Genomic DNA, 25,657 nt, shown 5'->3' with positions numbered 1-25,657 from the left:
GCCGTGCCATCAACCGAAGTCACGTCAATCGTGTCGGTCAGCGTGTCACCAACGCCAAGCGCCTGAACATCGCTGTCCATGTTGTCCAGCGTATAGGTCCACGCACCCGAGGCATCCATCTCGAACGTGCCATGACCGTTGTCGCCCGCCGTGTTCGCAGCAACAGGCGTAAAGACGGATTCCCCCGTGTCTGCGTCCGTCACATCCAGATCGCCAGACACCGTGTTCATCACCGCGTCTTCGGTCACAGAACCCGAAACAGTCCCCGAAATCGATGCCGTATCATTCGTGCCCGTGATCGTGATGACCACGTCCTGCGTGTTCGTCGCGCCATTGTCGTCCAGTGCCGTGACCGTGTAGGTCAGCACCAGCGTCGCATCCGCTGGCAGGTGGTCGAACGCCTCGGAACCGCTGTCGAAGGTCCAGGTCACGGACCCCGAGGTCTCGGTGCCAGACAGGCCGCCCGACACGCTCAGCATGCTCGAGATGTCCACGCCGTTCGCGTCGCCCGACGTCACAGCTGTGTTGGTCACGCTCACGCTCACAACATCGCTGGTGTCCACATCCGACAGGCTCAGCGTGTCGCTGGTGACCAGACCCGAATTGGTCTCGTCCAGGTCCCCGCTGGCCGCGTCATCCTCGCCCGACGCATCCAGAACCGGATCGTCATTGGCGCCATGGATCGTCACCGTGATGGTTTCCGTCGCCGTGCCATCAACCGAAGTCACGTCAATCGTGTCGGTCAGCGTGTCACCAACGCCAAGCGCCTGAACATCGCTGTCCATGTTGTCCAGCGTATAGGTCCACGCACCCGAGGCATCCATCTCGAACGTGCCATGACCGTTGGCACCCGCCGTGTTCGCAGCAACAGGCGTAAAGACGGATTCCCCCGTGTCCGCGTCCGTCACATCCAGATCGCCAGACACCGTGTTCATCACCGCGTCTTCGGTCACAGAACCCGAAACAGTCCCCGAAATCGAAGCCGTATCATTCGTGCCCGTGATCGTGATGACCACGTCCTGCGTGTCCGTCGCGCCATTGTCGTCCAGTGCCGTGACCGTGTAGGTCAGCACCAGCGTCGCATCCGCTGGCAGGTGGTTGAACGCCTCGGAACCGCTGTCAAAGGTCCAGGTCACGGACCCCGAGGTCTCGGTGCCAGACAGACCACCCGAAACGCTCAGCATGCTCGAGATGTCCACGCCGTTCGCGTCGCCCGACGTCACAGCTGTGTTGGTCACGCTCACGCTCACAACATCGCTGGTGTCCACATCCGACAGGCTCAGCGTGTCGCTGGTGACCAGACCCGAATTGGTCTCGTCCAGGTCCCCACTGGCCGCGTCATCCTCGCCCGACGCATCCAGAACCGGATCGTCATTGGCGCCATGGATCGTCACCGTGATGGTTTCCGTCGCCGTGCCATCAACCGAAGTCACGTCAATCGTGTCGGTCAGCGTGTCACCAACGCCAAGCGCCTGAACATCGCTGTCCATGTTGTCCAGCGTATAGGTCCACGCACCCGAGGCATCCATCTCGAACGTGCCATGACCGTTGGCACCCGCCGTGTTCGCAGCAACAGGCGTAAAGACGGATTCCCCGTGTCCGCGTCCGTCACATCCAGATCGCCAGACACCGTGTTCATCACCGCGTCTTCGGTCACAGAACCCGAAACAGTCCCCGAAATCGAAGCCGTATCATTCGTGCCCGTGATCGTGAAGGTGATGTCCTGTGTGGCGGTACCGCCGGTGTTGCCGTCATCCACAGTCACCGTATAGGTGATCGCAAGCTCCTGACCATCTGTGAGATGATCAAAATCTCCGTCCGTGATGTCAAAGGTCCAGCCGACCGTATTGCCAACCGCCTCCGAGGCATTGGCCGCGGTTGCATCAAAGCTCAGAGTGCCCGTCGGGCCAGCGTAACCTGCTTGCACCGCGCCGCCCAATGTCACCGAAGACACGGCTGCCGTAACCGTGTGAGTGTCGGCACCACCTGCGCCGCCGCTGGCAGGCAGGGTGGATGTGTCGACGTCATCGAAGCTGAGCGTACCGGTCAGCTGCTGCATGTCCGTCGAGCCGGTCTCGACCACGTCCTGATCTTCGGTCAGGGTCGTTGCGCCGGTGGTGCCGGTGATGACGGGCGCGTCATTGGTGCCGGTGAAAGTCAGTACGATATTGCGGGTGGTCGTGGCGGTCCCGTCATCAATCGCGACTTCATATTCTTGCGTGAATGTCTCACCCTCGGTGAGATTGTCCAGAATGGCGTCGTCCAGGGTATAGGTATAGAAAACCGTACCCGCTTCGCTTTGGTCGGTCCCAGTCGGAGCCAGGAAACCAGCCGAGAACGAACCAACATAGTTGGCCAGCAACGCAGCGTTTGTGCCCACACCCTGAACCTGCGTCGTTGTAACCGACAGAGTGGCGATGTCACCGGGATCCACGTCGTTGAAGGTGATCGAACCGGTCAGATCGGGGCGCGCTGCATTTTCCCCGGCGTCCGCATCGGTGAACTCGGTCACGGTGGCCGAGAAATCATCGCCCTGGATGATATAGGGTGCGTCGTTGACCCCGTTGATGCGGATGGTTGTGGTCAGGTCATCCACGGTGGTTGTGCTGCCATCAGGCGACGTGGTTGTTACCTGATAAGCAATTTCCACATCGATGAATTCGCCGGTGTCCAGCGCGTCAAAAACGGCAGCGTTGCGGTTGAAGGTTACTTCACCATCCGCGCCCAGAGATGCAGTCAGATCAAAGGCGCCTTCCGCGTCGGAGGCCATGAACCCGGTCGGGATGTCACCGGTTGCAGTGACAGTGGTCGTGCCGGTGATGGCGCGGGTGTCGTTGGTGTCGGTCTCGGCCACAGTGGTGACCCAGATCTCGCTGTCACTGTCCGTACCCTGCCCCAGCAGGTTTACGGTAACCGTATCGTCTGCGGCCAGGCCTGTCCGGACGCTGTTTTCGTCGATGACAAGCGCGTTGCCCTCATCGAAATCGCTGCGCGTATCGGCGGTGATCGTCGGCGCGTCATTGGCGCCCGTGATGGTGATTGTCACCTGCTGAACGGCGGATTCCGAGTCCTCATCCGGAGCAACAGTGCCGTCGAAACCCTCCTGGTCATCAACGGTAACGTCATAAACCACGGTCAGCGTTTCGCCTGCACCCAGGAAATCGGCAACCGTATCGGCCAGTGTGAAACCCCAGTCGATCTGGCGCGCATCGCCCCCATTGATGGCGGTCGAGAAGGCCGCATCAAGCGCCGCTTCCAAACCCTCAGGCAGCGGTGTCACATCCGAGGGTGTCCCGCTATTGTCCGCACCATTTTCGTCGGTCCAGGTGACCGAGTTGCGGATGTGCGAAACCGAATGCGTGTCCGAGAGGTCATCGTCATTGATGCTCAGCGTACCCGAGGTTTCAAGGTTGCCGCCATTCAGATCGGCCGGATCGGATTCGGTCACACCCTCGGCGTCGGAATCGCCACCTTCGACGGCGATCACAGGGCGGTCGTTGGCCCCATTCACGGTGATGGTAACAGTTTCGGTCGCGGTGGTGTCACCGTCGTTCGCGGTCACCGTATAGACCAGCTCCAGGCTTTCGTCATTGGCCAGGAAGTCGAACGCTTCGCTGCCGCTGTCAAAGCTCCAGGTGAACTGACCCGAGGCATTGCCTGCGCCTGTCGTCAAAGGAGAGCCCGCCGAAATGCTCAGCATGTTTTGCAGCGCCGCGTCATCGGCGGCATAGCTGCCCATCGTGCCGGTGGCCGAAACGGCGGTGACGCTGATGGCAACGCTGTCGCCCGCATCCACATCCGACACGGTCATCGTGCCGGTGGCGGTCAGGTTGGTGGCATCGGTTTCCTGGACGGAATCCGCCTGGGTATCACCCGCTTCCGTGTCGACGGTGATTACCGGCGCATCATTGGTGCCACTGACGTTGACTGTCACATCCAGTTCGGAAAAACCGCCCAACCCGTCAGCTACACGTACGGTGAAAACATCCGTTTCACTTGCGCCTGCAGGCAAAGCCTGCGTGTCGTCATCCCCATCTGCCAGCAGATACGACCATGTGCCGTCATTGTTCAGCGACAGCGCGCCGTAGGTGCCCGTTGCCTCGGCCGCAGCGCCATTTGCAACCGAATGGGTGATGCCCATTCCATTGACCGCCGTGATCGACCAGATCTTGGCGTCGTCTGCTGCGCCTGGTGCGTCGTCATCCACATCCGACACTGTCAGTGTGCCCGAGGCGGCGTTGTCGCCAGCCTCGTTATGACCCGCTTCGGTCACGTCATTGTCAACCGACGCTTCGGTATCCACGCCGATGACCGGCGCATCATTGGTGCCGGTGATGGTGATGGTCACGTCATGGGTGTCGGTAGCCGCATCGCCATCGGCAACCTGCACCTGGAAGGTTTCCATGACTATTTCGCCAACATAGAGCGACTGAACGGCATCCGTGCCATTGGCGAGCGTAAAGGTCCAGTTGCCGCTCTGATCAACGCTGAACGTACCGTATTCGCCGATGATGTCAGAGGCCCCGCCGCCAGTCTGGCCGCCCGATGTGTTCAGGCTCCATGTCAAGGCAGCGCCGGTGGTTCCATCTTCGGCGTCAACATCGTCTGCACTCAGCGAACCCATAGCCGTAGGGGTACCCGCTACAGCAGCGTTCATGTTGTCCACGCCCGCTTCGGTGGTGGCGCCTTCGTCGGTGTCGCCACCTTCAACCGTAATGACCGGCGCATCGTTGCTGCCGGTGATGTTGATTGTCAGGGTCGAGCTGTCTTCATTGCCGGTACCACCGGTGCGGTTTTCAATCGTGTAGTTGAAGACCTCGGTCTCCATTTGAGCGTCATTGAGCGCCTGCGTAGCAGCAGCGTCATCATCCAGCTCATAGCGATAGCTACCATCGGCCTGCAGGTAGAGCGTACCATAGGTACCCGCAATTGCGGCTTCGCCGGTCTCGCCATCAAAGGTCAGATCGCCCTGAGCATCACCACCATGCGACCCCTTGGAGACCGCCAGGTCGGCAGCTTCGTCCTCATCCGCGTCGGTCCAGTTGTTGCCTGCCGACAGGTCGCCGGTGACCTGGCTGGTGCCCGGAGTGCCGTTCGCCGTGCCACCTGCTTCGACCGCGGCCGTGTCTTCGGTGACGGCGTTCTGGATGACCGGCGTATCGTTGGTGCCGGTCAGCGTGATGGTCACGACCTGGGTGTCCGTCGCATTGCCCGTTCCCGAGTCGTCCGTTGCGGTCAGGGTGTATTCCAGAACCAGCGTCTCGCCGTCGGGCAGGAAATCAAAAGGCGAGGATTCAAGGCTGCCTGCCTGGAAACGCCAGGTGAAGTCGGAGCCTGCAGCTTCATCTGCATCCATGGCCCCGGTATCGGTTCCAAAAGTGCCGCTGGTGCCATCACCCTCAACCACCTGCATCATGGCCAGCAAGGCGGCATTTGCCGGCAGGGTACCGGTATAGGTGCTGGAACCGGCTACGCCCACGCTGGTCACATCGACGGTTACGGTGTCCGTGGTGTCAGTGTCGGCCACGTTCAGCGTGCCGGTTGCCTCCAGCGTCGGATCGGGTGCCCCGTCTACGGCTTCGGTCTGCGCCCCAGAAATAGAGGCTCCGGAAATCACCGGCGCATCGTTGCTGCCCTGGATGGTCACCGTCACACGCTCGACCAGTACACCGCCGTTTCCGTCATTTACGGTAACGTCATATTCCTGAACGATTGTTTCATCTGCGGCCAGCGCATCGACCACCGCCATCTGCGCCGCGCGTGTCACTTCGGGCAGCGGGAAACCAATCGTGAAATCCCAGCCCACAGTGCCCTCACCGTCGCCTGTGATCGGATCATCAAGGCTGTACCTGGAACACACCCAGGAACGAGCCATTGGTGCTGGAAACGTTGCTGACCGAAACCGAATGCGTGTCAGCCGTGTCATCGTCATGCACGCTGAATGTGCCCGATGTACCAAAGGGAGTGTCATTTTCGTCCGCCGCCCCGTCCGCGCGCTCGGTCGCGGTGTTGGCCAGCGTGTTGGTGCCAGAGCTCAGCTCGGGCGTGTCGTTGAGATCATCCAGCGTCACGGTGATGGTGGAATCGGTCGAGTTGCCCGCGTCGTCAGTCCCAGTCACGTCGACTGCGACCACCGGTCCGTTTTCTTCACGGTCAAAGAAGCTGCGTGCCGCTTCGGTGTCGATGATCTGCAACGTCCAGTCGTCATCGTCCTCGACAATCTCGACATGGTCATAGACCCCGCCAGTGCCGTCCAGAACATAGGTCGTACCGTCATCCCCCGACAGCGAGGCCAGCGCGACAGGCGTACCTGTGGTGGCGGCATCCTGATCCGGGATCTCGTTGATCGAGACGGATTCCGACTCATCTGCAGGGGCCACGCCATCCAGTTCGACATCCAGATCGGTGGTTGCGGCCAGAACGGCGGCGCTGGTGCCATCGGTGATGATACCGGTATAGCCGGTCACCTCCAGATCGGCCTCTTCGTCCGTTGCCAGAACGGTATAGGTAAAGGTCAGGGTGTCGGTGCCATCGCCCGACGCAAAAGCCGCCGTGCGGCCACCGGTCAGATCCAGAACCGGTTCATCTCCGGCGGTGCCAACCGTGACGGTGTCAGTGAAAGTCACGGTAAAGGTGATCACCTCACCCAGAGCAAAAGTCCCGTCGCCATTTGCATCCGCAGAGGCGCTGACCGTGCCAACGGCCACGACGTTGGTGACTGCAAAGTTAACCACGGCGGTATCATCCACCCCGGCCCCGATCGTTGCATCATCTACCGTGACGGACACGTCGAAGGTGGATTGGTTTTCAAAGTCCAGGCTGACACCAGCCTTCAGGAACAGTTCTGTCCCGTCAATTTCGAACAGAAGGGCGTCCGCGCCAACCAGATCCAGGGTTTCGGTTCCCAATGCGTCATCCGTGATGACGATGTCACCGATCTTGGTGCGCGCTGTCGTGTCGGCGTCTTCGGCCAGAGATGTGATTGTCGGGGTGATCGACACCGATGGCGCCTCGTTCACGTCAGTGACCGAGAAGTTGACGGCAACGGTATCGTCCGCTCCGGCACCAATCGTTGTGTCATCTACCGTGACGGACACGTCGAAGGTGGATTGGTTTTCAAAGTCCAGGCTGACACCAGCTTTCAGGAACAGTTCTGTCCCGTCAATTTCGAACAGAAGGGCGTCCGCGCCAACCAGATCCAGAGCTTCGGTTCCCAATGCGTCATCCGTGATGACGATGTCACCGATCTTGGTGCGCGCCGTCGTGTCGGCGTCTTCGGCCAGAGATGTGATTGTCGGGGTGATCGACACCGACGGAGCGTCATTGACGTCCTGCAAGGTCACAGAAATGGTGGAATCAGTTGTGTTCCCCGCGTCATCGGTACCAGTCACATTGATGTCGATCGTGGGTCCGTTTTCTTCACGGTCAAAGAAACTGCGCGCGGTCTCGGTGTCGATTATCCGCAGCGTCCAATTGGCACCATCAGCAACGATTTCCACATGATCATAGACTCCGCCTGTGCCGTCCAGAACATAGTCCGTGTTGTCATCGCCCGACAGCGAGGCCAGCGCGACGGGCGTGCCGGTGGTTGCAGCATCCTGATCGGGGATCTCGTCAATCGATACCGCAGCCGACTGATCCGCCGGAGCCGTGGTATCCAGTTCGATGTTCAGATCGGTGGGCAAGGTAAGAGACGCAAAGTTCGAGCTCACGACACCTTGAATGACAGGATCATACCCGAGCACTTCCAAGTCGGCCTCATTATCGCCTGCTTGAACAGTATAGATAAAAGTCAACGTCTCCGAGTTATCGCCTGTCGCATAAGTCGCATGACGACCACCGGTCAAATCAAGAGCTAAGCGTACTCCCGTTAACCGTAACGACTTCGTCGAAGGTAACCGTAAATGTGATTACATCACCTTCTTTGAAAGGGCTGCCAGTCGAAGCGGTGATAGTTTGGGAAGTAGCCATGGAACAAATTCCTATCGTGTACACAGGTGCGCGCGAGGCGCAGAACATTGAGATTTATGGGGTTTTCAGGACCGTGCTAAAGTTGGAGCACAGGTCGAAACGTAAACGGACCCGCCGCAACAGCAGCAGGTTTGCAAGAAGGTGGCGCAAGGGCGGCACCCTGTGATGGTGTTATGGATCGGAGATGGAATCCCCTGGCGGAGAGACTGCGGAACCGTGTCCTGTCCAGACAGCAAACAAACCGACTTTTGTTCATCACACCCCCGTATGATTAACGTGCAAACTGTCGGTACAAAAAAGTCGCAAAAACAGGTCCGGTGCCGAACACACCGAATAACACTTTCAGGCCATGCGAATGAAAGCCCTGCCCCCCTAGATCAACTCTCGTACCTCAACAAAATCCGATATCCCGCTTCAGAAAACACGGGTCCGGAATTCAAAAATTCTTAGCTGGTGAATTAAAAACATCATCCAAATAAAATTGGAAGCAAAAATTTAAATCAATATTAACACTTGCGGACGCGCACGCTCACGCGCACGCTCGGGATGAGGGTAAGGCGTTGTTTTTGAATTGTTTTCACAGGGAAGAAAATCGCGATAAATTTATCCACAGCCCGGATTTGCAATCCATCCGCTCGGCCAGCCACTCGGTCCGCGCAATAGGGTGATAAAATGAAGAATGACTCTACTTATAATTGTGCACCTTAATTCCCCACCCCAAACATTCCACTTTTCGACCCCAAACGAATTTGGAATTAAAAAACAGACTGTTTCAACTTGACCTTGAATTCCGAGAGAGTGCTTCTTTTCTTTTTGTTCGCACGATCTTCGCAGCACGCCTGAATGAAGAGCAGTTTTCAGCTCTCAGGGACAAGCCCTCGGCTCATCTCCTGAGAGTTCTACTTTTTCATTTAAAATCAGATTATTACCCGCTTTCCTTAAGCGCCGCATCGAAACCGGACAAGATCGGGTTCAGCATGTAATCCATGACTGTCTGCTCCCCGGTCTGGATCATGACCTGGGCAGGCATTCCTGGCAGAGTCTTGACCTTACCTTCGCCAAGAGCCGCCAGCTCTTCGGGGGAAACCTCGACATCGACCTGGTAGTATTCAGTGCCTGTCATGTCATCGATCATGCTGTCTGCAGATATATGAACGACCTCGCCTTCTACCGGTAAGGTTGTGCGAAAGTTGTAGGCAGACAGCCGAACCTGGGCCACACCGCCCGGGAATACTTCGTCGATATCCGTTGGCTTCACCCTTGTCTCGACCACAAAAGATGCGTTGTTTGGTACGAGCTCAAGAATCTTTTCCCCCGGCTCAACCACGCTGCCAATTGTATTGATCCCGAGCCCAACAACACGCCCCGATATTGGCGCTCGAATGGCTTGTCTCGTTTCGATATCAACAATCGTTTCCATACGTTCTTGAAGATCAATCACCTGTTCCTGCGCCCGCAAGAGAGCTTGAGCAACGGTGCTCAGCCGATCACGGCTAACCTGTAGAATGCGTTCGTCTATTTCGACGACCTGTTGGAAAACATTCTCCAGGTTGCTTTCCAGAGCTCCGAGATTACCCATCACCGCGCTTTCATTCTGACGCAGACTGGTCATGCGTGTGCCCGTGACAAGTCCCTTTTCGAACAGGCTTTCCATGTTCGACAGCTCCTGCTGGATCAACTCCAGCTGCGTCTGATAGGCGGTGCGGCGGGCATCAAACCCGTTTGTACGCTCCTTCAACTGCGCCTTGCGCTCTGTCAGGATACGTACTTGACCGGCCTGCATCGCCGCGTTGGATTGAAAGATGCTTTCTTGGGCTTTGTACAACTTGGTCAGGCGTGGGTCACTTTCCAACAGGTTGGACAATTGCTCGGTCATCTGCATTTCGGTGGCGCCATTCAGTTCAGCCTGCAGGCGGTTTTCCTGGCTCAGGGCACTGACAAGCTGGCTGCGCAGAATTCCCATCTGGGCCCTGGCCCGGGTTCCGTCAATGACAGCTATGATCTGGCCGTCTTCGACCGTATCCCCTTCGCGGACGTAGATTTCCTTGACAATTCCGCCCTCCAGATGCTCGACGACCAGTCGGTCCCCGGCCACACGAAAGGCGCCGTTGGCGACAACGGCACTGCTTAGCTGGGCAAAATAGGCCCAGGCACCCAATCCGCCAAACACGCCAAATCCGAGAACAAACAACAAGATCATCAACCGGCTGACCCGCATTGGCGGCGCTTTGGGCAGTTTCACATCCGGCATGCGATCCTGAAACCCGCTGTGGTCAACCATATCCCGCGAGGTGCTTTCGACCATAGTCATGCTGTTTCTCCGTCCGCTTTGGGCAAGGCTCCGTCAGATTGTGCCCCCTTGCGGCGCAACATCGCCACTTTGGGGTCGTTGCTGGGAACACCTGTCACCGGTTGAGCTGCATCCTGGAAGATTGCCTTGGCTTCTCCGAATTTTATCATACGTCCGTTCTGCATAACCCCGGCATGGCTCACCTGGCGCAGCAGGTTCATCCGGTGCGTTACCACGATAACAATCGCCCCCTTGGCCGTGACCGCTTCGATCGCACGCGCCAAGGCCGCCTCGCCTTCTGGGTCCAGGTTCGCATTGGGTTCATCCAGAACAATCAGTTTGCGATTGCCAAAGAAGGCACGCGCCAGTCCGATACGCTGTCGTTGGCCAGCTGATAGCCTGTTGCCGCGCTCGCCAACCTGACAGTTGTACCCACCAGGCATGCCAATAATCAGATCATGCACTTCTGCCAGCTTTGCGGCGGCCACGACATCCGAAGGTCGTGCGGCGGGATCCATCATCGCGATGTTCTCGGCAATGGTTCCCTGGAACAGCTCAACCCTTTGCGGCAAAAAGCCCGTATACATACCGATCTGTTCCGGGGACCAGTCGGTCAGAGAGACGCCGTCTACACGAATGTGGCCATGTGCCAGAGGCTGCAGCCCGACAAGAGCCCTGGCCAGGGTTGTCTTGCCTGCGCCCGACGGGCCGATAAGGCCCATCGACTGACCCGGCTCAAGGTCGAGAACGGACATCAAGCAGCAGGGGATCCTGCACACCCGGCAACACGACGGAACACCCTTCGACGGACAGATGTCCGACCGGTTCCGGCAATTCGAGCCGATCTTCGGCAACGGCATCATAAGCCAGGACAGAATTCAGGCGGCGTATATTGGTACGGACCTGCATCAGCCCGCGCCAGCCTGCAACGGATTGCTCGACCGGGGCAGCCGCGCGCCCCAGCAGGATCGAGGCAGCGATCATCAGACCCGGGGACAGTTTACCCTGCAGTACAAGGATAACGCCAACGCCCATGATACCAACCTGCAGGCCCATGCGAATAACCTTGGCAAGCGAGGTCAGAACCGCCAGGCGATCCGTTGCAACTGTGCCAAACAGGATGGCCGAGAAGGATTTCATCGTCCAGCGTTCGATCTGGGTGCGTGTCCCCCCCATCGCGTGGACGATTTCAGCATTGTTGAGCATTTCGTCCGCGGCTTCGGTGGCCTCCATCGCGGCTTCGCTTGACGCCTTGTTCGGGTTACGACCAACTATCTCGCTGACAATGCCCAAGGCAAACAGCAATGCGATCCCGACAAGCGCGACCACGCCCAGAAGTGGATGAAACACAAAGATCAGCCCCACAAAGATCAGCGACCAGGGCGCATCAAGCAGGGCAATCAGAATAGGACTGGTGACAAAGGCACGGACGCTCTGGATATCCGAGAGAGGTTGTATCCCATGAACACCGGGTGGCAGTCGCCCTTCCAGGACACTTGCCATGACAACCGGTCCCAGGCGGGCCTCGATCCGAGAGCCCAGTCTTGCGACCAGTCGTTGTCGAATAACATCGAAACAAAAGAAGAAAAACAGCGCAACCCCAGCCCCCACCGTCAGGGTGATCAGAGTTGCCATGCTTCCCGAGGACAAGACCCGGGAAAACAATTGCAACATGTACAAAGGCGCCGTCAGGACCAGCAGGTTAACAAACAGACTTGCAACGAAAATCGACCAAATAAGGCCATGTTGCCCGTCAAACACTTTTTTCGTTCTCATTTCCGCGCCCCCCGGACACACTGAAATTAGAAAATATATACACAACTATTGAAAACGACGCCCTGGCCCAAGTTCTATCCTTGGCCGGGGGACCAGTTTCAAGCGTCTCAAACCAGGGCTATAAAGCAGCGGGCCCCACCCGAAAGAAGGGCCCGCTACCTTATACCGTGACGCTCTTAGACCGGCTCATCACTCAGAGGACCCCAGAGTGTGAGATGGCCATAGTCATGGTCGTCATTGTATGGGAAGCCTTCGTCCCCATCACGAGCCACCACATCAATCGGGTTGTAGTTCGGATTACCCGACGCAACCGCGTTGATGCCGACACCGCCGACGGGCAGCGCATCGTTGCCGATCGAGGTGAACTGGCTGTTGACCGATGTCAGACCCTTGATCGTGAGCAGCGAACCGTTCACTTCAATGGTGGTGTCCGTACCATCGTCGGTCACAACTGCCTGACCGTTTGGCACTTCCATATCGGTGTGCGAGCCATGCAGGGCATCAAAGGCCTCTTGCGAGGAGGTACCCAGACCGTCACCAATGTTGGTCACACGATAGAGGATGACATCCAGTTCGTCGTCAGTGTCGAAGTCATGGATGGTGTCACCTGGCGTTTCGCCATCAACGGACGAGAAGTCGGTGCCGTTCCATACCAAATCAATGATAAAGACATCCTTGCCGGTACCACCATAAAGGTCGTCGTTGCCTTCACCACCTTTCAGGTAGTCGTCGCCAGCGCCGCCCTTCAGAACGTCATCGCCTTCACCGCCATCCAGGAAGTCATCGCCGATGCCGCCATCCAGGGTGTCATCACCGATACCACCGTACAGGCAGTCATCGCCATGCTCACCGTACAGCTTGTCGGCGCCGCTGTCGCCTTCCAGAACGTCGTCGTCATCGCCACCCTTCAGGGTGTCTTTGCCGCCGCCGCCTGACAGGAAGTCTTCACCACTGTCACCGTACAGTCTGTCGTTACCGCTTTGACCATACATCCGGTCGTGATCTTCGTCCCCACGCATGAGGTCGCCTTTGTCGCCACCAAACATAAGGTCGTTGCCGGTGCCGCCTCTCATGATGTCAGAGCCGTCTCCGCCATCCATGCAGTCCCAGCCATCGTCACCGTACATCTTGTCGGAGCTGCCGTTGCCTTCCATACGGTCGTTGCCGTCACCGCCATACATGCAGTCACGTCCGGCATTACCGAACATGTCGTCATCGCCGGTGCCGCCTTTCATACGGTCATGGCCTTCGCCACCGTACATCTCGTCGTCACCTTTGTTGCCGTACAGCGTGTCGTTGCCGTCTTCACCGTAGATGGTGTCATTGCCACCGCCGCCTTTGATGCGGTCATGGCCGTTGTCGCCAGCATCGTCCTGCAGATCGCACATCGGGCAGTACAGATCGTCAATATGCTGTGTTGGCAGTTGCTGGTCTTCGGCCGAACCACTGTCTTCGCGGTAGCAGCAGTCGCCAACCCAATCAAAGACAGTATCGCCGTTTTCTGCAACTTCAGCGCTGTCACCACGGTCACCAAACAGAAGGTCACCGCTTGCTCCACCCGCAACTTTGTCGTTGCCGGATCCACCACGCATGGTGTCTTTGCCGCTGTCGCCCTGCATGTCATCGTTGCCCTGGCCACCATCCATGAGGTCAGCACCGCGGTTACCTTGCATCAGGTCGTCGTCCGTACCACCGTGAATGGTGTCGTGGCCTTCGCCGCCATCGATGGTGTCGTCACCCGAACCACCAAACAGGCAGTCATCGCCACCAGGGATTTCGCCCTTGTCGCCTTCGCCCGGATCGGCACCAACACCAGTGCTATCGCCCGGATAGACATCACCGTAGATCTCGTCGTCGCCTTCGTTGCCGACCACAAGGTCATCGCCCAGGCCACCAGCCATACGGTCATGACCCAGACCACCAGACATACGGTCGTTGCCGGTGCCGCCATACATGGTGTCGTGACCATCGTCACCAAACATGCAGTCGTCGCCGCTTTCACCGTTCATGCAGTCGTCGCCGTAGCCGCCCGACATCCAGTCGTTCGAACCATTGTGGTCAGCCGCTGCACTCTGGTCGTTGCTGTCGTCGCCGTCGCCGTCGTCACCAAACATGGTGTCGTCGCCGTAGCCACCGTACATGACATCGGAGTCTGCACCACCTTTGAGCAGGTCATCGCCCAGCTCGCCGTTGATGTAGTCGCAGCCTTCCTGGCCATCTATGCAGTCATCATCAAACAGCTCGACGGTCTGCTTGTCGTTGTCGCCACCATACAGCCAGTCGTTGCCGGTGCCGCCTTCGATGATGTCATTGCCTCCGCGGCCCTCGATGTAGTCCTGGCCTTCTTCGCCGTCCAGAATGTTCCAGTGGTGGTCACCATAGATCGCGTCGTTTCCGCCGCCACCTTCGGCGTTCATTGCATCGCCATCTTGGTCCAGATCGATCTCATCTGGCTGGGTGTCGCCGTATTCGTACGTCCCGTCGTTCCAGTTGATGTCGTTCTTATCGTCGCTGTGCGTGATATCGCAATCTGGGTCGCAAACTTCCCAAGGTGTACCTGAATCAGGATGTCCCATGATACTAAACTCCATTTTTAAGATCGGCTTCGGAACAAAGAACGGCACTGCTAGAATGCATCGCCAAAATTGAACTTCCCCCGGTAATGTTGGGTTCCCCCCAACGCTCAAAACAAAGGCACAATCTTACCTTCACGAATAATTCACCAAACTCGGGGCCTTAAAAATGCCCCCTTTTGGGGATCATTTGAACAAAATTGATGATAGGTATGTTTCCAAATCCGCAACATTCTGCTGGATTTCTTCATGGAAAACAGTGCCAACAGCCAGCCCCGCCACAAGCACAAGGGTCACCCCTAGCACCCGGCCCCACCGAGAGGGATTACGGGTTTCCTGATGTTCTGCCACAACCTGAGAAAGAGCTTCGCGCATAACGGGTTCGAACTCGATTCGAAGCGCGCCTTCCATGCGGTTGACCGCAGTTTCCAAGCCATCGATCCGCTCGCTCAACGCTGTGCGGTCCTGCTCGGCCTTGGCCGCATACATTTCGCCCACGCCCCGATTCAGTGTTTCGAACAGGGAAACGATCCGCTTGTGTAACTCGGCAAGGTCGGCACGGCGCGCCAAGGCGGGCTCTCCTTCAGTCAACAGCTGACGCAGGCGCTGCATGTCCGCTTCGGCTGTGGACGTGGGAACCTGTTCAACCTGCTCTTCGACGCGGCCCGGATCCGTTTCCTTTTCCGGCCCCGGCTGAAGAAGCGAGTGAGATCCCTTTCTCTCGGGAGCATCCGTCGGTTGCTCCTTGGGAGCCTCTGGTTGCGATCTCTGGTCCATCAAATGCGTGTACTCAGCTTTGGATGTAATCTGGTTCATGATACACGTCCCACCGAGGCTTGCCATGTGAGCATATGTGCCATCTCAGCACGGCACCCCACATTCAACTTTGCCAGAACCCGTTTCGAGTATGTACTGAAGGTCTGTTCCTTGAGACCCGCGATCTTGGCCGCCTGTCGATTGGGCAGCCCCAATTGCATCAGGCCAGCGACGCGAGCCTCGGATGGAGTCAGCCCCATCTTCAGGGCCAGCATCTCGATCTTCTTGCGGTCGGGCTGTTGCGGAATGATGGCAACAACCAGCGGCATCGTATCCCTGGACGCCTGATAGCGCGACAAAGACACAGGCACCGATACCTCTCCGTCAGAGGAGTTCAAAAACAGGATGAAGTCGGTGTCCGAAACATTTGGTTCAATCATACAAGCCTTGATCGCTTTGATGAAACCACCCGTCTGTTGCTTCGTCGCACAGCTCAAGCCTGATGCGGTTTCCTGCAGGACCGTCTTGGCCTCGAGCATGTCACGACCTGATTCATTCACATGAAGGACCTGCCCTGCCGCATTCAATACAAAAACGGCAGCATCCGATTTCTTGGACACGGTCCAAAGCAGAGCATCAACAGCCGCCTTGGATTCCGGGCTAGCCACCTCTCTGATGCAATCCTCTCGCAAAACCGGCCACATCGCACCAAGAATGCCCTTGATCAGATCGATCGACCGCTGCCTGCGCAAACGCAGAAAAATGTGATCGACAACGCCGCTTTCGAATTCACACACGAACGCCAGCCAAGACCCACCCCTGCCGTCTTCGGCCAATGGCGGCAAATCTTCCGCATCAGGATCCAGTAATTTGATAGAAGTAATATCCCCGGGCGAACGATCAATGCGGGAGACAATCGACTGCAGCCCGCAGACGTCAGAAAAAGAGATTGACGAGCCCGAAGATTTGAGCCCGAGATTTGCGCCTGTCACGTCCAGTCGAACAAATGTTGCATCTGTAAATGTTGCTGATGATCTTCGTAAAATTGGAGACTGTATAAATTCAGCAGCCGAAATGGCTGCTTTCTTTGAAATACCCATAATTTCCCCCGGTACTTGATGGAAAGAACTTACCATACCGGTGCGGGTCGAGGAAAAGGCGCATAGGAGTTACCACTCTTGGTCAGGAAACTCGGCTTTTGAGAGATCAGTCATCGTTTGAGATAACTCATAGATTGTCACTTATCCGAATCGGATTACCACCCACAATTATCTATGGTTGTTTAGATCTTGATATGAACAACCATAGGTATTCCGGAATGCCGCTGGAAACAAACTGTTTCCAATGTCGAAATATTGCAGCTTGTGGTTTCCAAGCAACGTTAACCATTTGAGCGTAATATGTCTTCCGAGAGCCGAGGCTCCTGCCATCCCCCTCATCACGTGGCAACCGCATCCGAAGTTCTGGAGAAAACAGAATCTTCTTCCACCGTGGGGCAACATACATTACGATATGATTAAGAAAATTCTTCTGCTTAGTTATATACTTGTGGGTTTCTTTGCCAAGCGGCTATTCGTAAAAAACCCATCAATAATAGTAACAAACTTATGAAATCCAAAAGACGCATGTATTTTGGGCATGTTTTGGATATAGAGACAGGGTTGCGATTGATGTCTATTTTTATTGTTAGTCACAGTCATATGATCAGAGAAATCCTGAGCGAAGCATGCCAACAGCGTGGATTGGATGCGACCGAGATTTGCGATACCTGCAACAAGCTTCAGAGTGTACAGCCCGGGGATGTGGTTATGCTACATACGGGGCGCAACGTCAGCGATGTTGCCGACCAGATCTCATATTTACGAAACATGTGGACCGACCTGCGTATCATGCTGGTGGCTCCCGAAGTTGCCGTTGACGATATCCGGCATGCCTTTCTGAATCAGGTCGAGGCGATTTTGCCGGAAAGTAATTCGACAGAGGCCCTGATCGGAACACTCGCCGTCATCAGCGAAGGCTACAAAGTGGTCCAGGACAATTCAGACGAGACGCCAGAACGTCCCAACGAAATTGCAAAATCCTCGAACTCGATACAGATGCCGCCCTATCTTTCCGGCCCCAACCCGAAGTCGGCTGTGTCGTCGCCTCCCACGTTGTCACCGCGTGAAAGCGCCGTTCTGGAAAAGCTGCGTGACGGGGGATCGAACAAAGACATTTCCAATGCTCTTGGGATCTGCGAGGCCACTGTCAAAGTCCACCTGCGCACCTGTTTTCAGAAGATCGGTGTCAAGAACAGAACTCAGGCCGCGGTCTGGGCCACCGAATATCTGTAGTCATCCTTTGTTCGGATCGTGGCTTGCACCCAGGGACCGATTGTCCCTGGAGTGTGCTTGGTTGGTTCAGCCATCTGGAAACACGACGTTTGAATTCAATTGATCTGAACAGGCATCACAACGTTTTCCGAAACGCTTTAGACAAGTCCTTTCATCCACCCTTGCAGACGGCGGCGGACCGCCTCTGGGTCGCAGTAGCGTGACACAAAATCGAAGCCTGCAGCAACCTGGCGATCGTACCGTTCTCTGTCTTCCCAAACAGCGCGCAACAACCCAGCTACCTCCTTTGGCTTGGCATAGAGAGCCGCATCACCAAACAGATCCTTGTCGCGCGTGGGCGCAACCACCACAACCCCATGAGCCATTGCTTCTATCGCCTCGTTCAGAAGCGGTTGAATTGAATCGGTGTGACCAAAAGCAATGCAGAAATCCAGTTTCTTCATGAAAAGCGCCAAATCGGGCAGATCGACAGGATCAATCTCCCAATTTTCCGGGAAATACTTGAGTTTCCGGCAAACCGCACTGGCTCCGTGCCAGAAATTCACGGAAAACCCTGGAACATCGGCACAATAGGCAGCTTCGACATCCGTTTTGATGCGGGGCCAGAAAATCATATTGTCCAAACCATGATGCCCAATCACAAGTGTCCGCCCGCTATCGTGATTGGTCTCATCCATGTTGAGACGCTGTATTTTGGTTAAAGGAAACCAGATATCCTCTGAAATACCTGGCTTGCCCTTTTTCAGCAATTTGCGAATACGAGAGCTTCCCGCATACCAGTGCGGTTCCAAACCAAACAATGTCCGGCATCTGTGGGTCGCCCTACGGACATGCCCGGTAGATGGCACCCCTCCGTTCCATCGGTCATCTGCCAACAGATCTGCCAATAGAACAACCTTGCCTGTCTTGATCTTGGGACACGCATCGATCTGATGATCCAGAACGGGAGAATGAGAGATCAGCGTCATCTTGCACTCGATCTCGTCTTCCGGGACAATAATATCGATGTTGTCCTGATAGCTGTAGTCGAGATACGCGGTCTCAATTTCGACAAGCCTGCGGTCACCACGAGGCCAATTGAAAACGCCAACTCGAAAACCAAGCTCAGTCGCCGCTTCAAGACAGGCGATATTGTTTTTCAACAATACTCCTCCCTGCCCAAGATCCGAGATCAGAACAAGGTCATAGGTAAAATTGCGAGGCCAGTTGCGAGGCGCCAACCCCTGCGGGATCGGGAAAGGAGATTTCAGGCTGCTCCGCGTATGCGACAGATCTGTCCCCGGTTCGGCCATACGCTGGTTCCGCCAGTAATCAGCCTGGCGGTTGTATTCCTTGCGAATCCCAAAGCTCAGACTGTTGAGATTGGTTCCCGCTTGCTGGGTCAGTGAATTTTCATGCACCAGAAAGAAGGACAGCGGGACATTCGATGCGACAGTGGTAATGGCATTTTCCCCCCACAGAGCTTCAATCCGCTTGATCATTTCGGAATCCGCGTTGGCGGACACACTGTCCCATTCCCCCAGAGTATTCAGATCACTGCGGCGCACCATCAGCGACGGGTAGCTGCGGTGAATATACTCTGGGCTGTCCCGTTGCGGGCGCTGAATGCAACCCATATCCGGATGCACACGCATCATGGCCGAACAGGTTCCGTGCAGCCCAGGATTGATCATAAGAGCCTGCACCTGCTTTTCGATCATCTGCGGATGTGACCAGTCATCACTGTCATGCACGGTGACAAAGTCCCCGGTCGCCAGGTGCAAAGCCCGGTTCCGCGTGGGATAGGCCCCCATGTTCTCGTCGTTCCGGTAGACCCGTATCCGGTCGTCTTCCGCCGCGAGTTCCTGTAACCGCCCCCAGCTGTTGTCAGGGCTGCGGTCTTCGATCGCGATGATTTCAAGGTTCGTCCACGTTTGTGTCAGCAGGGATCGAATGGACACATCAATAAAATCTTCGGCCCGATAAACCGGCACAAGCACACTGACCTTGGGTCCATCAACAGGCGCCCGGGGCGGATCGAAACGAATGTTCCCGAACACCAGCCCCTTGTCGGGATCGGTCAGGCTGATCGGGCTGAAACCATGTTTTTCAAAAAACTCATTCAGCACAGCCAGACGGAGCAGATGCGCCTTATCGTTGTTTCGGAACATCAGCAGATTGTTGCGGGCACAAACAAAGTTCCCATGACCGCTTGCGACTTCCCACCGGCTCAGCAACTCTTCAGCCGGCTTGAACCGACCACAGCGGATCAGGCTTTCGATCAGCATGAGAGCCGCCCGTTCGGATGTGGCCATATCGGGATCTATGGCACTTCCTTCCTCAAAATACTTGATCGTCGCTTCCCAGTTTTCCTGCCCGGCTTCCCACCGTGCCAGTTCCAAGGCTGCCTTGCTCCGGGTGCTTTCAGACTGTTCGGGGTCATTCATCATCTGCTCCAGCCCTGCCCGGCCCAGTGCTGAGAACCCTCCCCATAGTTTCTTACGCCAAGCGGATATCGGCAGGCGGTTGACGGACGACTTGGGTCGCGACAACAAAAAATGTAGTAACGGCGGAACCCCATCCTCGATATTTTTGCCATGGCGAGCAACGTAGAGTTCAGAGTTGAACTCTGGTCCTGGATCCCTTTCCAGAATGCCGCCATACCTCAGGAAATGTTCTTCGGCCGACAACCCGGAAAACGCGACATCACCATATGTCCGATTGTACCAGTCAGCGTCAAACAGTGGAGATTGAGAGAGAAGGTCGAGATGCTCAGTCATCTAAATTGCCATAAAATCCAATACACACAATGCTCTGTCAGCATAAAGCAGTGTGTGTAAATATCATCGCAAAAATAGCTGTCTGCTCGAAAATGTTACCCGACTTCTTTCAACCAGCGGCGCAGCCGCTCGAGAAAGGCAGCGTCAATTCCCTCTCCTTGCAGGACAACGGTTCCCTGACGTGTCATCTCTGCAGAGATCTGTGTTTTCTGTGCGGGCGGCTTGCCCGTTTTCTGCCTGCCCTGCCCGCTCGCAGTGATGGGCTTGCCCAACGTCTCCAACGTTTTTTCAAGCACCGCGATTTCTGCCTCTGGCGAGGTCGCAGGATCATCCTGCAGCGCCTTTACCAAACCCGGACCATAAGTCTGGTCCGCTTCAAGCGCCTTTGACAGCCGCAGACCCAGACGTTCCGGGATTGCTCCGGCATATTTCAGGACCGTGTCCAGGCGGTGGTAGATCGGCAGGAACGAGCGGATCTTGCTTCGTTTTGCACGGCTGGCCGTCCCGAACAGTGCCAGCAAAGCGGCCTTTTCGTCCGGATACACAGACTGTTCCACTGCCTTGGCTGCAATCCGGGCCCGTTCATAGTAACTAAGGCCCACCCGAATTTCGTTCTCTTCGACCATCGACAGATAAGCCGCGGCGGCCGTATCCGGTTTGCGCAACATGGCCTGCACATGAGAGAACCGCGCCTTGTCCCCGGTTTCCTCCAACAGCCTTCGCAAAGCCGTCAGTCGCCGCCACCCCGAAATCAACCCAAAGCGGTCCCCCTGCAACTGCACCACTTCTACTGGATTCTGCTGGCCACGCTCGCTGATACTTTGCATCAGGGCTCGCATTTCCTGATCATCAACTGCGACACGATCCCGAACCAGATAATCTTCTTCGATCTGCTCCAGGGGAATGGACTGGATCAGCCTGCCGCTGTCTCGTGCCAGACGCATTTCATCAGCGAGCTCTTCCAGGGCGGCAATGGTGGCGGCGTCCCCGGAGACCTGACTGATGGGAGCCCGTACGGATGACATACCCCGTTCTTGCCCGGTTGTTGCCGGATCGGGATAATCTGTTCTGGCAGGTGTCAGTCGCTTACGTTTGGCCATCGTGATCTCCTTGCGGGGCGCAGATCCGTGACCCATAAGGATCTCGAACCGCGGCAATTTCTGAGTATGTTTCGCACGCGAAACATATGCGTCACACGGGTTCCTCGGTCTGGATGTGCTGGTCCAGTTCATCTCGTCGCCAGACCCCGAGCAAGAGTTGCTTGAAGGATGCATAGGTCGCATCAAAAACTTCTCGACCACGGACATAGGTTTCGCGATTGAAATCCCGATAGTCCGCCTCGTAGATCCCGTTGACCTGCTCGCCTGCCTGCCCGATCAATGCCGTGTAATCCTGTCGATGCGAACTGAGTGAACGGCCCAGATAGGACTGCATCAACCCAGCCAATTCGGCCTGCTGAGCATTGTCATATCGGGTGATCAGGGCGCGCACGGCGTCCCATTCAAACGCAATCTCGGGCAGGCCCAGGGCGCGGGTCGCAATATTCTCGCCCTCTTCGATGGATTGGAATGTTGCATGCAACATGTCAAAAAATCGCCCGGTACTGTCGAACTCCAGAAACGAGGCCCCCAGAGGGACCAGCAGAATGTCGGCAGCGGCCAATCCATTGATGGTCAGATAGCCAAGCGCCGGCGGGGTATCCAGAAAGATGAGATCATACTCGTCAAGAATCCCGTCCTCGGCCAGCATATCCCCAAGCGCATCCCACAGCTTCCAGGATCGGCCTTGAGTTCTCCAGATTGGAATCTGGAACTCGGCCCAATAAAGATTCAACTGGGATCCGATCAGATCGATGTTGGGCCAGTGGGTCGGCTGGATGAGTGACCCCATTGTCGTCTTGAGAGCTTCGGTGAGAGATTCCTCCATGGGGATCGGAGCTTCGCCCCGATCCAGCCGGGATTTGTTCATTTGCCGCAGGTGCTGACCGTAGTGACGGGCCATGACAGGAAAGACGGTGTTCCATTCATCCTCGACGGTGCCGCCAAAAATGGATGTCATTGACCCCTGACTGTCCAGGTCGATCACCAATACCTTGTAGCCGTCAAGCGCAGCTGACATCGCCAGATGCGCGCAGGTTGATGTTTTGCCGACTCCGCCCTTGAAGTTTGCCACTGCGGTTATCTTTGCCGGAAGCCCTTTCGGTCGGTACGGCAGGTATTCTTTGGACTTCGATCCGGTCGACCCGAAGTGAGCCCTCAGACGCAGGACTTCATCCAGGGTGAACCATTTTGCGCCACCTTCGGTTTCAGATCGCCCTTGGGGAAGTTCCGGGTTCTGCTTCAGGACACGACGGAAATGGGGTGTGGCAACGGGGATCAGATACCGTGTGATTTCCCAGGTGGAAAAGAGCCGAAGCTTGCGCTGACCGTCACTTTGCAAACCCCGGCTGATGAGGTCATTGCGCCCGTCTGTGCAGGCGCTGGCCAGTGTGGAAAAGCCGGCTGTTGTCACCGGATCGGTCAGGGTTTCCAAAGCAGCATCAGGAGAGATGTTGAAGTATGGAGGTTGCTCGACAGCCATGATTTTTCCCATCATGTTCGCATTTTTTGGACATATACCATAAAAAGCATCACATGGAAGAATAAAACTAACCTATTTGATTTTTCTCTTTTTTTCTATGCCTTAAGGGGTGCCATCCTAACGGTCTGATCAACGGCTTCAAAAAAATTTCAAGTTAGATAGATGTTAATTATTAGTTACAGGGATTCCTTGGTGTACCTAAGCTATTGATTATATTTATTTATACAGGGTTTTTCGAGGTGAAGGTGACTCTGAACCCCCGATAAAGTGACTCTGAACCCTCGAAGAGATGATTCCGAACCCCCGATTGCTGCGGTGGACGAAGCCTGTGGATAAATCTAGTGTAGCGTCAATAAAACCACGAAACGATTCACCTCTCATGAATGAGGCAGAATATGAGCAGCGCAGATCTTCCCACTCGGTCCCAGACCGAGGGATTTTTCTTATGCGACATCTTTGATGCGCTTCCCAAAAACGACCTGGCTTCGATGGAGCACCCCCTGTTTTCATTGTCGACGCGGCCAGACCGATCTGTCGTCGAATATGTTCACAACAACGTAAGTGTGCGGATCACCCCGTCTGTTCGGGGCCGTGCGACGATCCACGACAAGGACATTTTGATTTACTGCATCAGTCAGATGATGGCGGCGCTGAATGCTGGTCGAGAGGTTGCCCGCACATTGCATCTCAGGGCGCATGATCTTCTGGTTGCAACCAATCGGGAAACATCGGGGGATTCCTATCGCCGCCTGCGAGATGCGTTCGAGCGGCTGGCGGGGACGCGGATCATGACCAATATCGTGACGGGCGGGATCGATACGACAACGGGGTTTGGCTTGATCGAGAATTGGGAAATCGTGCGCCGAGCCCGTGGCGGGCGGATGGCGCATGTCACGGTGACCTTGTCCGAATGGCTGTTTCGTGCGGTGACAGCGGGGGCGGTCCTGACCCTCAGTCGGGACTATTTTCAACTCCGCCGCCCGCTTGAGCGCCGGATCTATGAACTGGCCCGCAAGCATTGTGGGCGTCAGAGAGAATGGCGTATCTCGGTGGATACCTTGCTTAAAAAGTCGGGATCCAACAGCCCGCGGCGGGTGTTTCGCGCCATGTTGCGGCAGATGATTGAACGAAACCATCTGCCTGAATATGTGCTTGAGGAGTTGCCGGGCGATATCTTGCGTGTTTCACCGCGCCAGGTCGTGGTGGAGGCAGCAGACCAGATCAATTTGTCGCCAGAGGCACTCGAGGAAGCACGGGATCTCATGCCGGGTGCCGATGTCTACGCGCTAGAGGCGGACTGGAAGCGATACTGGCGGGCCAGCGGTCGACCACCATTGCGCTCGCCTGACAAGGCTTTCCTGGGGTGGGTGCGAAAAGTATCGTCCGGGTAAAACCACCGTACGCTCGATTAAGGTCAATTCCATACTGTAGCGCGTTACTGGCGCTCGAATTGACCCATATCAGCGGAGCTACCCATGACACAGATCTCGCCCTTGCTTGGCATGCCATACCTGCAACCATCTCAGGCGCAGAAACATGTCACTCACAACGAGGCGCTCCGGCAGCTGGATGCTGTAGTGCAACTGTCGGTGGCAGAGATTGCGACCACAACCCCCGGAATCCCCGTCCATTGGAGAGCGTTATCTGGTCGGAGCCAATGCGCTGAATGCCTGGGCGGGTCACGACCATGAGGTTGCGGTTTTTGCCGAAGGAGGATGGCAGTTCTTCCCCCTGCCCCCGGTTGGATTGCCTATCTGCGCAATGCACAGGAATTTGCGACTTTTGATGGAACGGCCTGGGCTGTTCTGGTGCCCCCGGGGGCGACCACGTTGGGCGTCAACACCTCGGCGGACGACCATAACAGGCTGGCAGTCGCGTCCGAGGGGATCCTGTTCACGCATGATGGTGATGACCAGCGGCTCAAGATCAACAAGGCCAGTTCATCCGATACCGCCAGTGTGTTGTTTCAGGACGGGTTTTCCGGGCGGGCCGAGATGGGGCTTGCCGGGCAGGACGCTTTTTCGATCAAGGTAAGCCCGGACGGGAGTGATTGGGTAACCGCTCTGGACATCGACCCGGCAACAGGGGCTGTTTCGGGACAGGGGGTTCAGCAGAATGCGGGTGACACCACCCCGGGGCGCTTGATGCTGGCAGAACATGGCGTGTTGCGCAGCGAAATTGTCGGGCCGGTCAGCCAGGCCGGGGGCTTCCAACAGGTGCCATTCTGGAGCGCACAACAACGGCAGACGGCCATGTGGTGAAATGGGCGGATGGGTCTATCATGATGAGCAAGACAGTGACGGTGGATATCGGGACCGGCAGCCCGCAGGACTTTGACTATCCGGACACGATTGCCACGGTTTTGGGCGGCGGTTTTGTTGGCGCAAAACCGTCAGAAGCGTCTGGAACCGGAGGGGTGAGCCGTCGTCAGGCCATGGCGGACATGGCGGTTTGGACAAACAGCGACAGTTGGAAAGTGCGCCTTCCCCAGGCGGTGTCTTCGGACACGCTGGAGGTCACTTTGACGGTTTTTGGCCTATGGGTCTAGGCGGCTGACACGCGTGGACTTTCAGGATCGGAATTGATAACCCGTCGAGGTCAATTTGGACCACCGATAGG

16 protein-coding genes and 2 pseudogenes are annotated in these 25,657 nt (G+C 56.4%); 5 read left to right on the top strand and 13 right to left on the bottom strand.

Annotated features, from left to right (window positions below; genetic code table 11):
- The 10 genes and pseudogenes from ACZ1HE_RS23635 to ACZ1HE_RS23590 all read right to left on the bottom strand — a co-directional run.
- On the bottom strand, window positions 1-479 hold a 479-nt coding region (locus tag ACZ1HE_RS23635), incomplete at its 3' end, for a VCBS domain-containing protein (protein WP_472625201.1).
- Between the two features lie 234 nt (window positions 480-713).
- Window positions 714-1,538: pseudogene (locus ACZ1HE_RS23630) on the bottom strand (VCBS domain-containing protein); the annotation flags it as partial.
- Window positions 1,448-5,749: a beta strand repeat-containing protein gene (locus ACZ1HE_RS23625; RefSeq protein ID WP_472625199.1), complete on the bottom strand. Its 4,302-nt coding sequence runs from the start codon at window positions 5,747-5,749 to the stop codon at window positions 1,448-1,450. The gene ACZ1HE_RS23625 and the pseudogene ACZ1HE_RS23630, both read right to left, overlap by 91 nt.
- 88 nt (window positions 5,750-5,837) lie before the next feature.
- Window positions 5,838-7,796: a hypothetical protein gene (locus ACZ1HE_RS23620; protein ID WP_472625191.1), complete on the bottom strand. Its 1,959-nt coding sequence runs from the start codon at window positions 7,794-7,796 to the stop codon at window positions 5,838-5,840.
- A gap of 1,100 nt (window positions 7,797-8,896) precedes the next feature.
- Window positions 8,897-10,282: an HlyD family type I secretion periplasmic adaptor subunit gene (locus ACZ1HE_RS23615; RefSeq protein WP_472625189.1), complete on the bottom strand. Its 1,386-nt coding sequence runs from the start codon at window positions 10,280-10,282 to the stop codon at window positions 8,897-8,899.
- A complete protein-coding gene (locus ACZ1HE_RS23610) occupies window positions 10,279-11,016 on the bottom strand; it encodes an ATP-binding cassette domain-containing protein (RefSeq protein WP_472625187.1) in 738 nt (245 codons plus the stop codon). The genes ACZ1HE_RS23615 and ACZ1HE_RS23610 overlap by 4 nt, the downstream gene beginning before the upstream one ends.
- Entirely contained in the window at window positions 10,997-12,037 is a 1,041-nt protein-coding gene (locus tag ACZ1HE_RS23605; RefSeq protein WP_472625185.1) for an ABC transporter transmembrane domain-containing protein, read from the bottom strand. The genes ACZ1HE_RS23610 and ACZ1HE_RS23605 overlap by 20 nt, the downstream gene beginning before the upstream one ends.
- Window positions 12,038-12,213: 176 nt before the next feature.
- On the bottom strand, window positions 12,214-14,613 hold the full coding sequence (locus ACZ1HE_RS23600; protein WP_472625183.1) for a calcium-binding protein: 2,400 nt from the start codon (window positions 14,611-14,613) through the stop codon (window positions 12,214-12,216).
- Window positions 14,614-14,796: 183 nt separating this feature from the next.
- Entirely contained in the window at window positions 14,797-15,426 is a 630-nt protein-coding gene (locus ACZ1HE_RS23595; RefSeq protein ID WP_472625181.1) for a hypothetical protein, read from the bottom strand.
- Window positions 15,423-16,163 carry a helix-turn-helix domain-containing protein gene (locus ACZ1HE_RS23590; protein WP_472625179.1) on the bottom strand — a complete coding sequence of 247 codons (741 nt, stop codon included), beginning with the start codon at window positions 16,161-16,163 and terminating at the stop codon, window positions 15,423-15,425. The genes ACZ1HE_RS23595 and ACZ1HE_RS23590 overlap by 4 nt, the downstream gene beginning before the upstream one ends.
- 873 nt (window positions 16,164-17,036) lie before the next feature.
- On the opposite strand from ACZ1HE_RS23590, the gene ACZ1HE_RS23585 reads away from it, so the two are divergent.
- Window positions 17,037-17,699: a response regulator transcription factor gene (locus tag ACZ1HE_RS23585; RefSeq protein WP_472625177.1), complete on the top strand. Its 663-nt coding sequence runs from the start codon at window positions 17,037-17,039 to the stop codon at window positions 17,697-17,699.
- 137 nt (window positions 17,700-17,836) lie between these two features.
- On the opposite strand, the gene ACZ1HE_RS23580 is transcribed toward ACZ1HE_RS23585, so the two are convergent.
- The 3 genes from ACZ1HE_RS23580 to ACZ1HE_RS23570 all read right to left on the bottom strand — a co-directional run bounded on the left by ACZ1HE_RS23580 (window position 17,837) and on the right by ACZ1HE_RS23570 (window position 23,053).
- Entirely contained in the window at window positions 17,837-20,458 is a 2,622-nt protein-coding gene (locus tag ACZ1HE_RS23580; protein ID WP_472625175.1) for a glycosyltransferase, read from the bottom strand.
- A gap of 95 nt (window positions 20,459-20,553) precedes the next feature.
- Window positions 20,554-21,558, bottom strand: a complete 1,005-nt coding sequence (locus ACZ1HE_RS23575; RefSeq protein WP_472625173.1) for a ParB/RepB/Spo0J family partition protein — start codon at window positions 21,556-21,558, stop codon at window positions 20,554-20,556.
- 91 nt (window positions 21,559-21,649) lie between these two features.
- A complete protein-coding gene (locus ACZ1HE_RS23570; protein WP_472625171.1) occupies window positions 21,650-23,053 on the bottom strand; it encodes an AAA family ATPase in 1,404 nt (467 codons plus the stop codon).
- Between the two features lie 380 nt (window positions 23,054-23,433).
- Between ACZ1HE_RS23570 and ACZ1HE_RS23565 the strand changes: the two genes are divergently transcribed.
- The 4 genes and pseudogenes from ACZ1HE_RS23565 to ACZ1HE_RS23550 all read left to right on the top strand — a co-directional run bounded on the left by ACZ1HE_RS23565 (window position 23,434) and on the right by ACZ1HE_RS23550 (window position 25,586).
- Window positions 23,434-24,429 carry a replication initiator protein A gene (locus tag ACZ1HE_RS23565; protein ID WP_472625169.1) on the top strand — a complete coding sequence of 332 codons (996 nt, stop codon included), beginning with the start codon at window positions 23,434-23,436 and terminating at the stop codon, window positions 24,427-24,429.
- A gap of 208 nt (window positions 24,430-24,637) precedes the next feature.
- Window positions 24,638-24,724 (top strand): annotated as a pseudogene (locus tag ACZ1HE_RS23560) (DUF2793 domain-containing protein); the annotation flags it as partial.
- A 29-nt stretch (window positions 24,725-24,753) separates the two neighbouring features.
- Window positions 24,754-25,299 (top strand): hypothetical protein, encoded by a 546-nt coding sequence (locus ACZ1HE_RS23555; RefSeq protein ID WP_472625203.1) that lies wholly within the window; start codon window positions 24,754-24,756, stop codon window positions 25,297-25,299.
- Window positions 25,300-25,319: 20 nt separating this feature from the next.
- Window positions 25,320-25,586: a hypothetical protein gene (locus ACZ1HE_RS23550; RefSeq protein ID WP_472625167.1), complete on the top strand. Its 267-nt coding sequence runs from the start codon at window positions 25,320-25,322 to the stop codon at window positions 25,584-25,586.
- The last annotated feature ends 71 nt before the right edge of the window (window positions 25,587-25,657 follow it).

It is taken from the genome of Falsiruegeria sp. JB4-1 (assembly GCF_055693495.1).
Note: the sequence above shows the minus strand (reverse complement) of the source record. Positions and strands in the feature narration are given on the sequence as shown.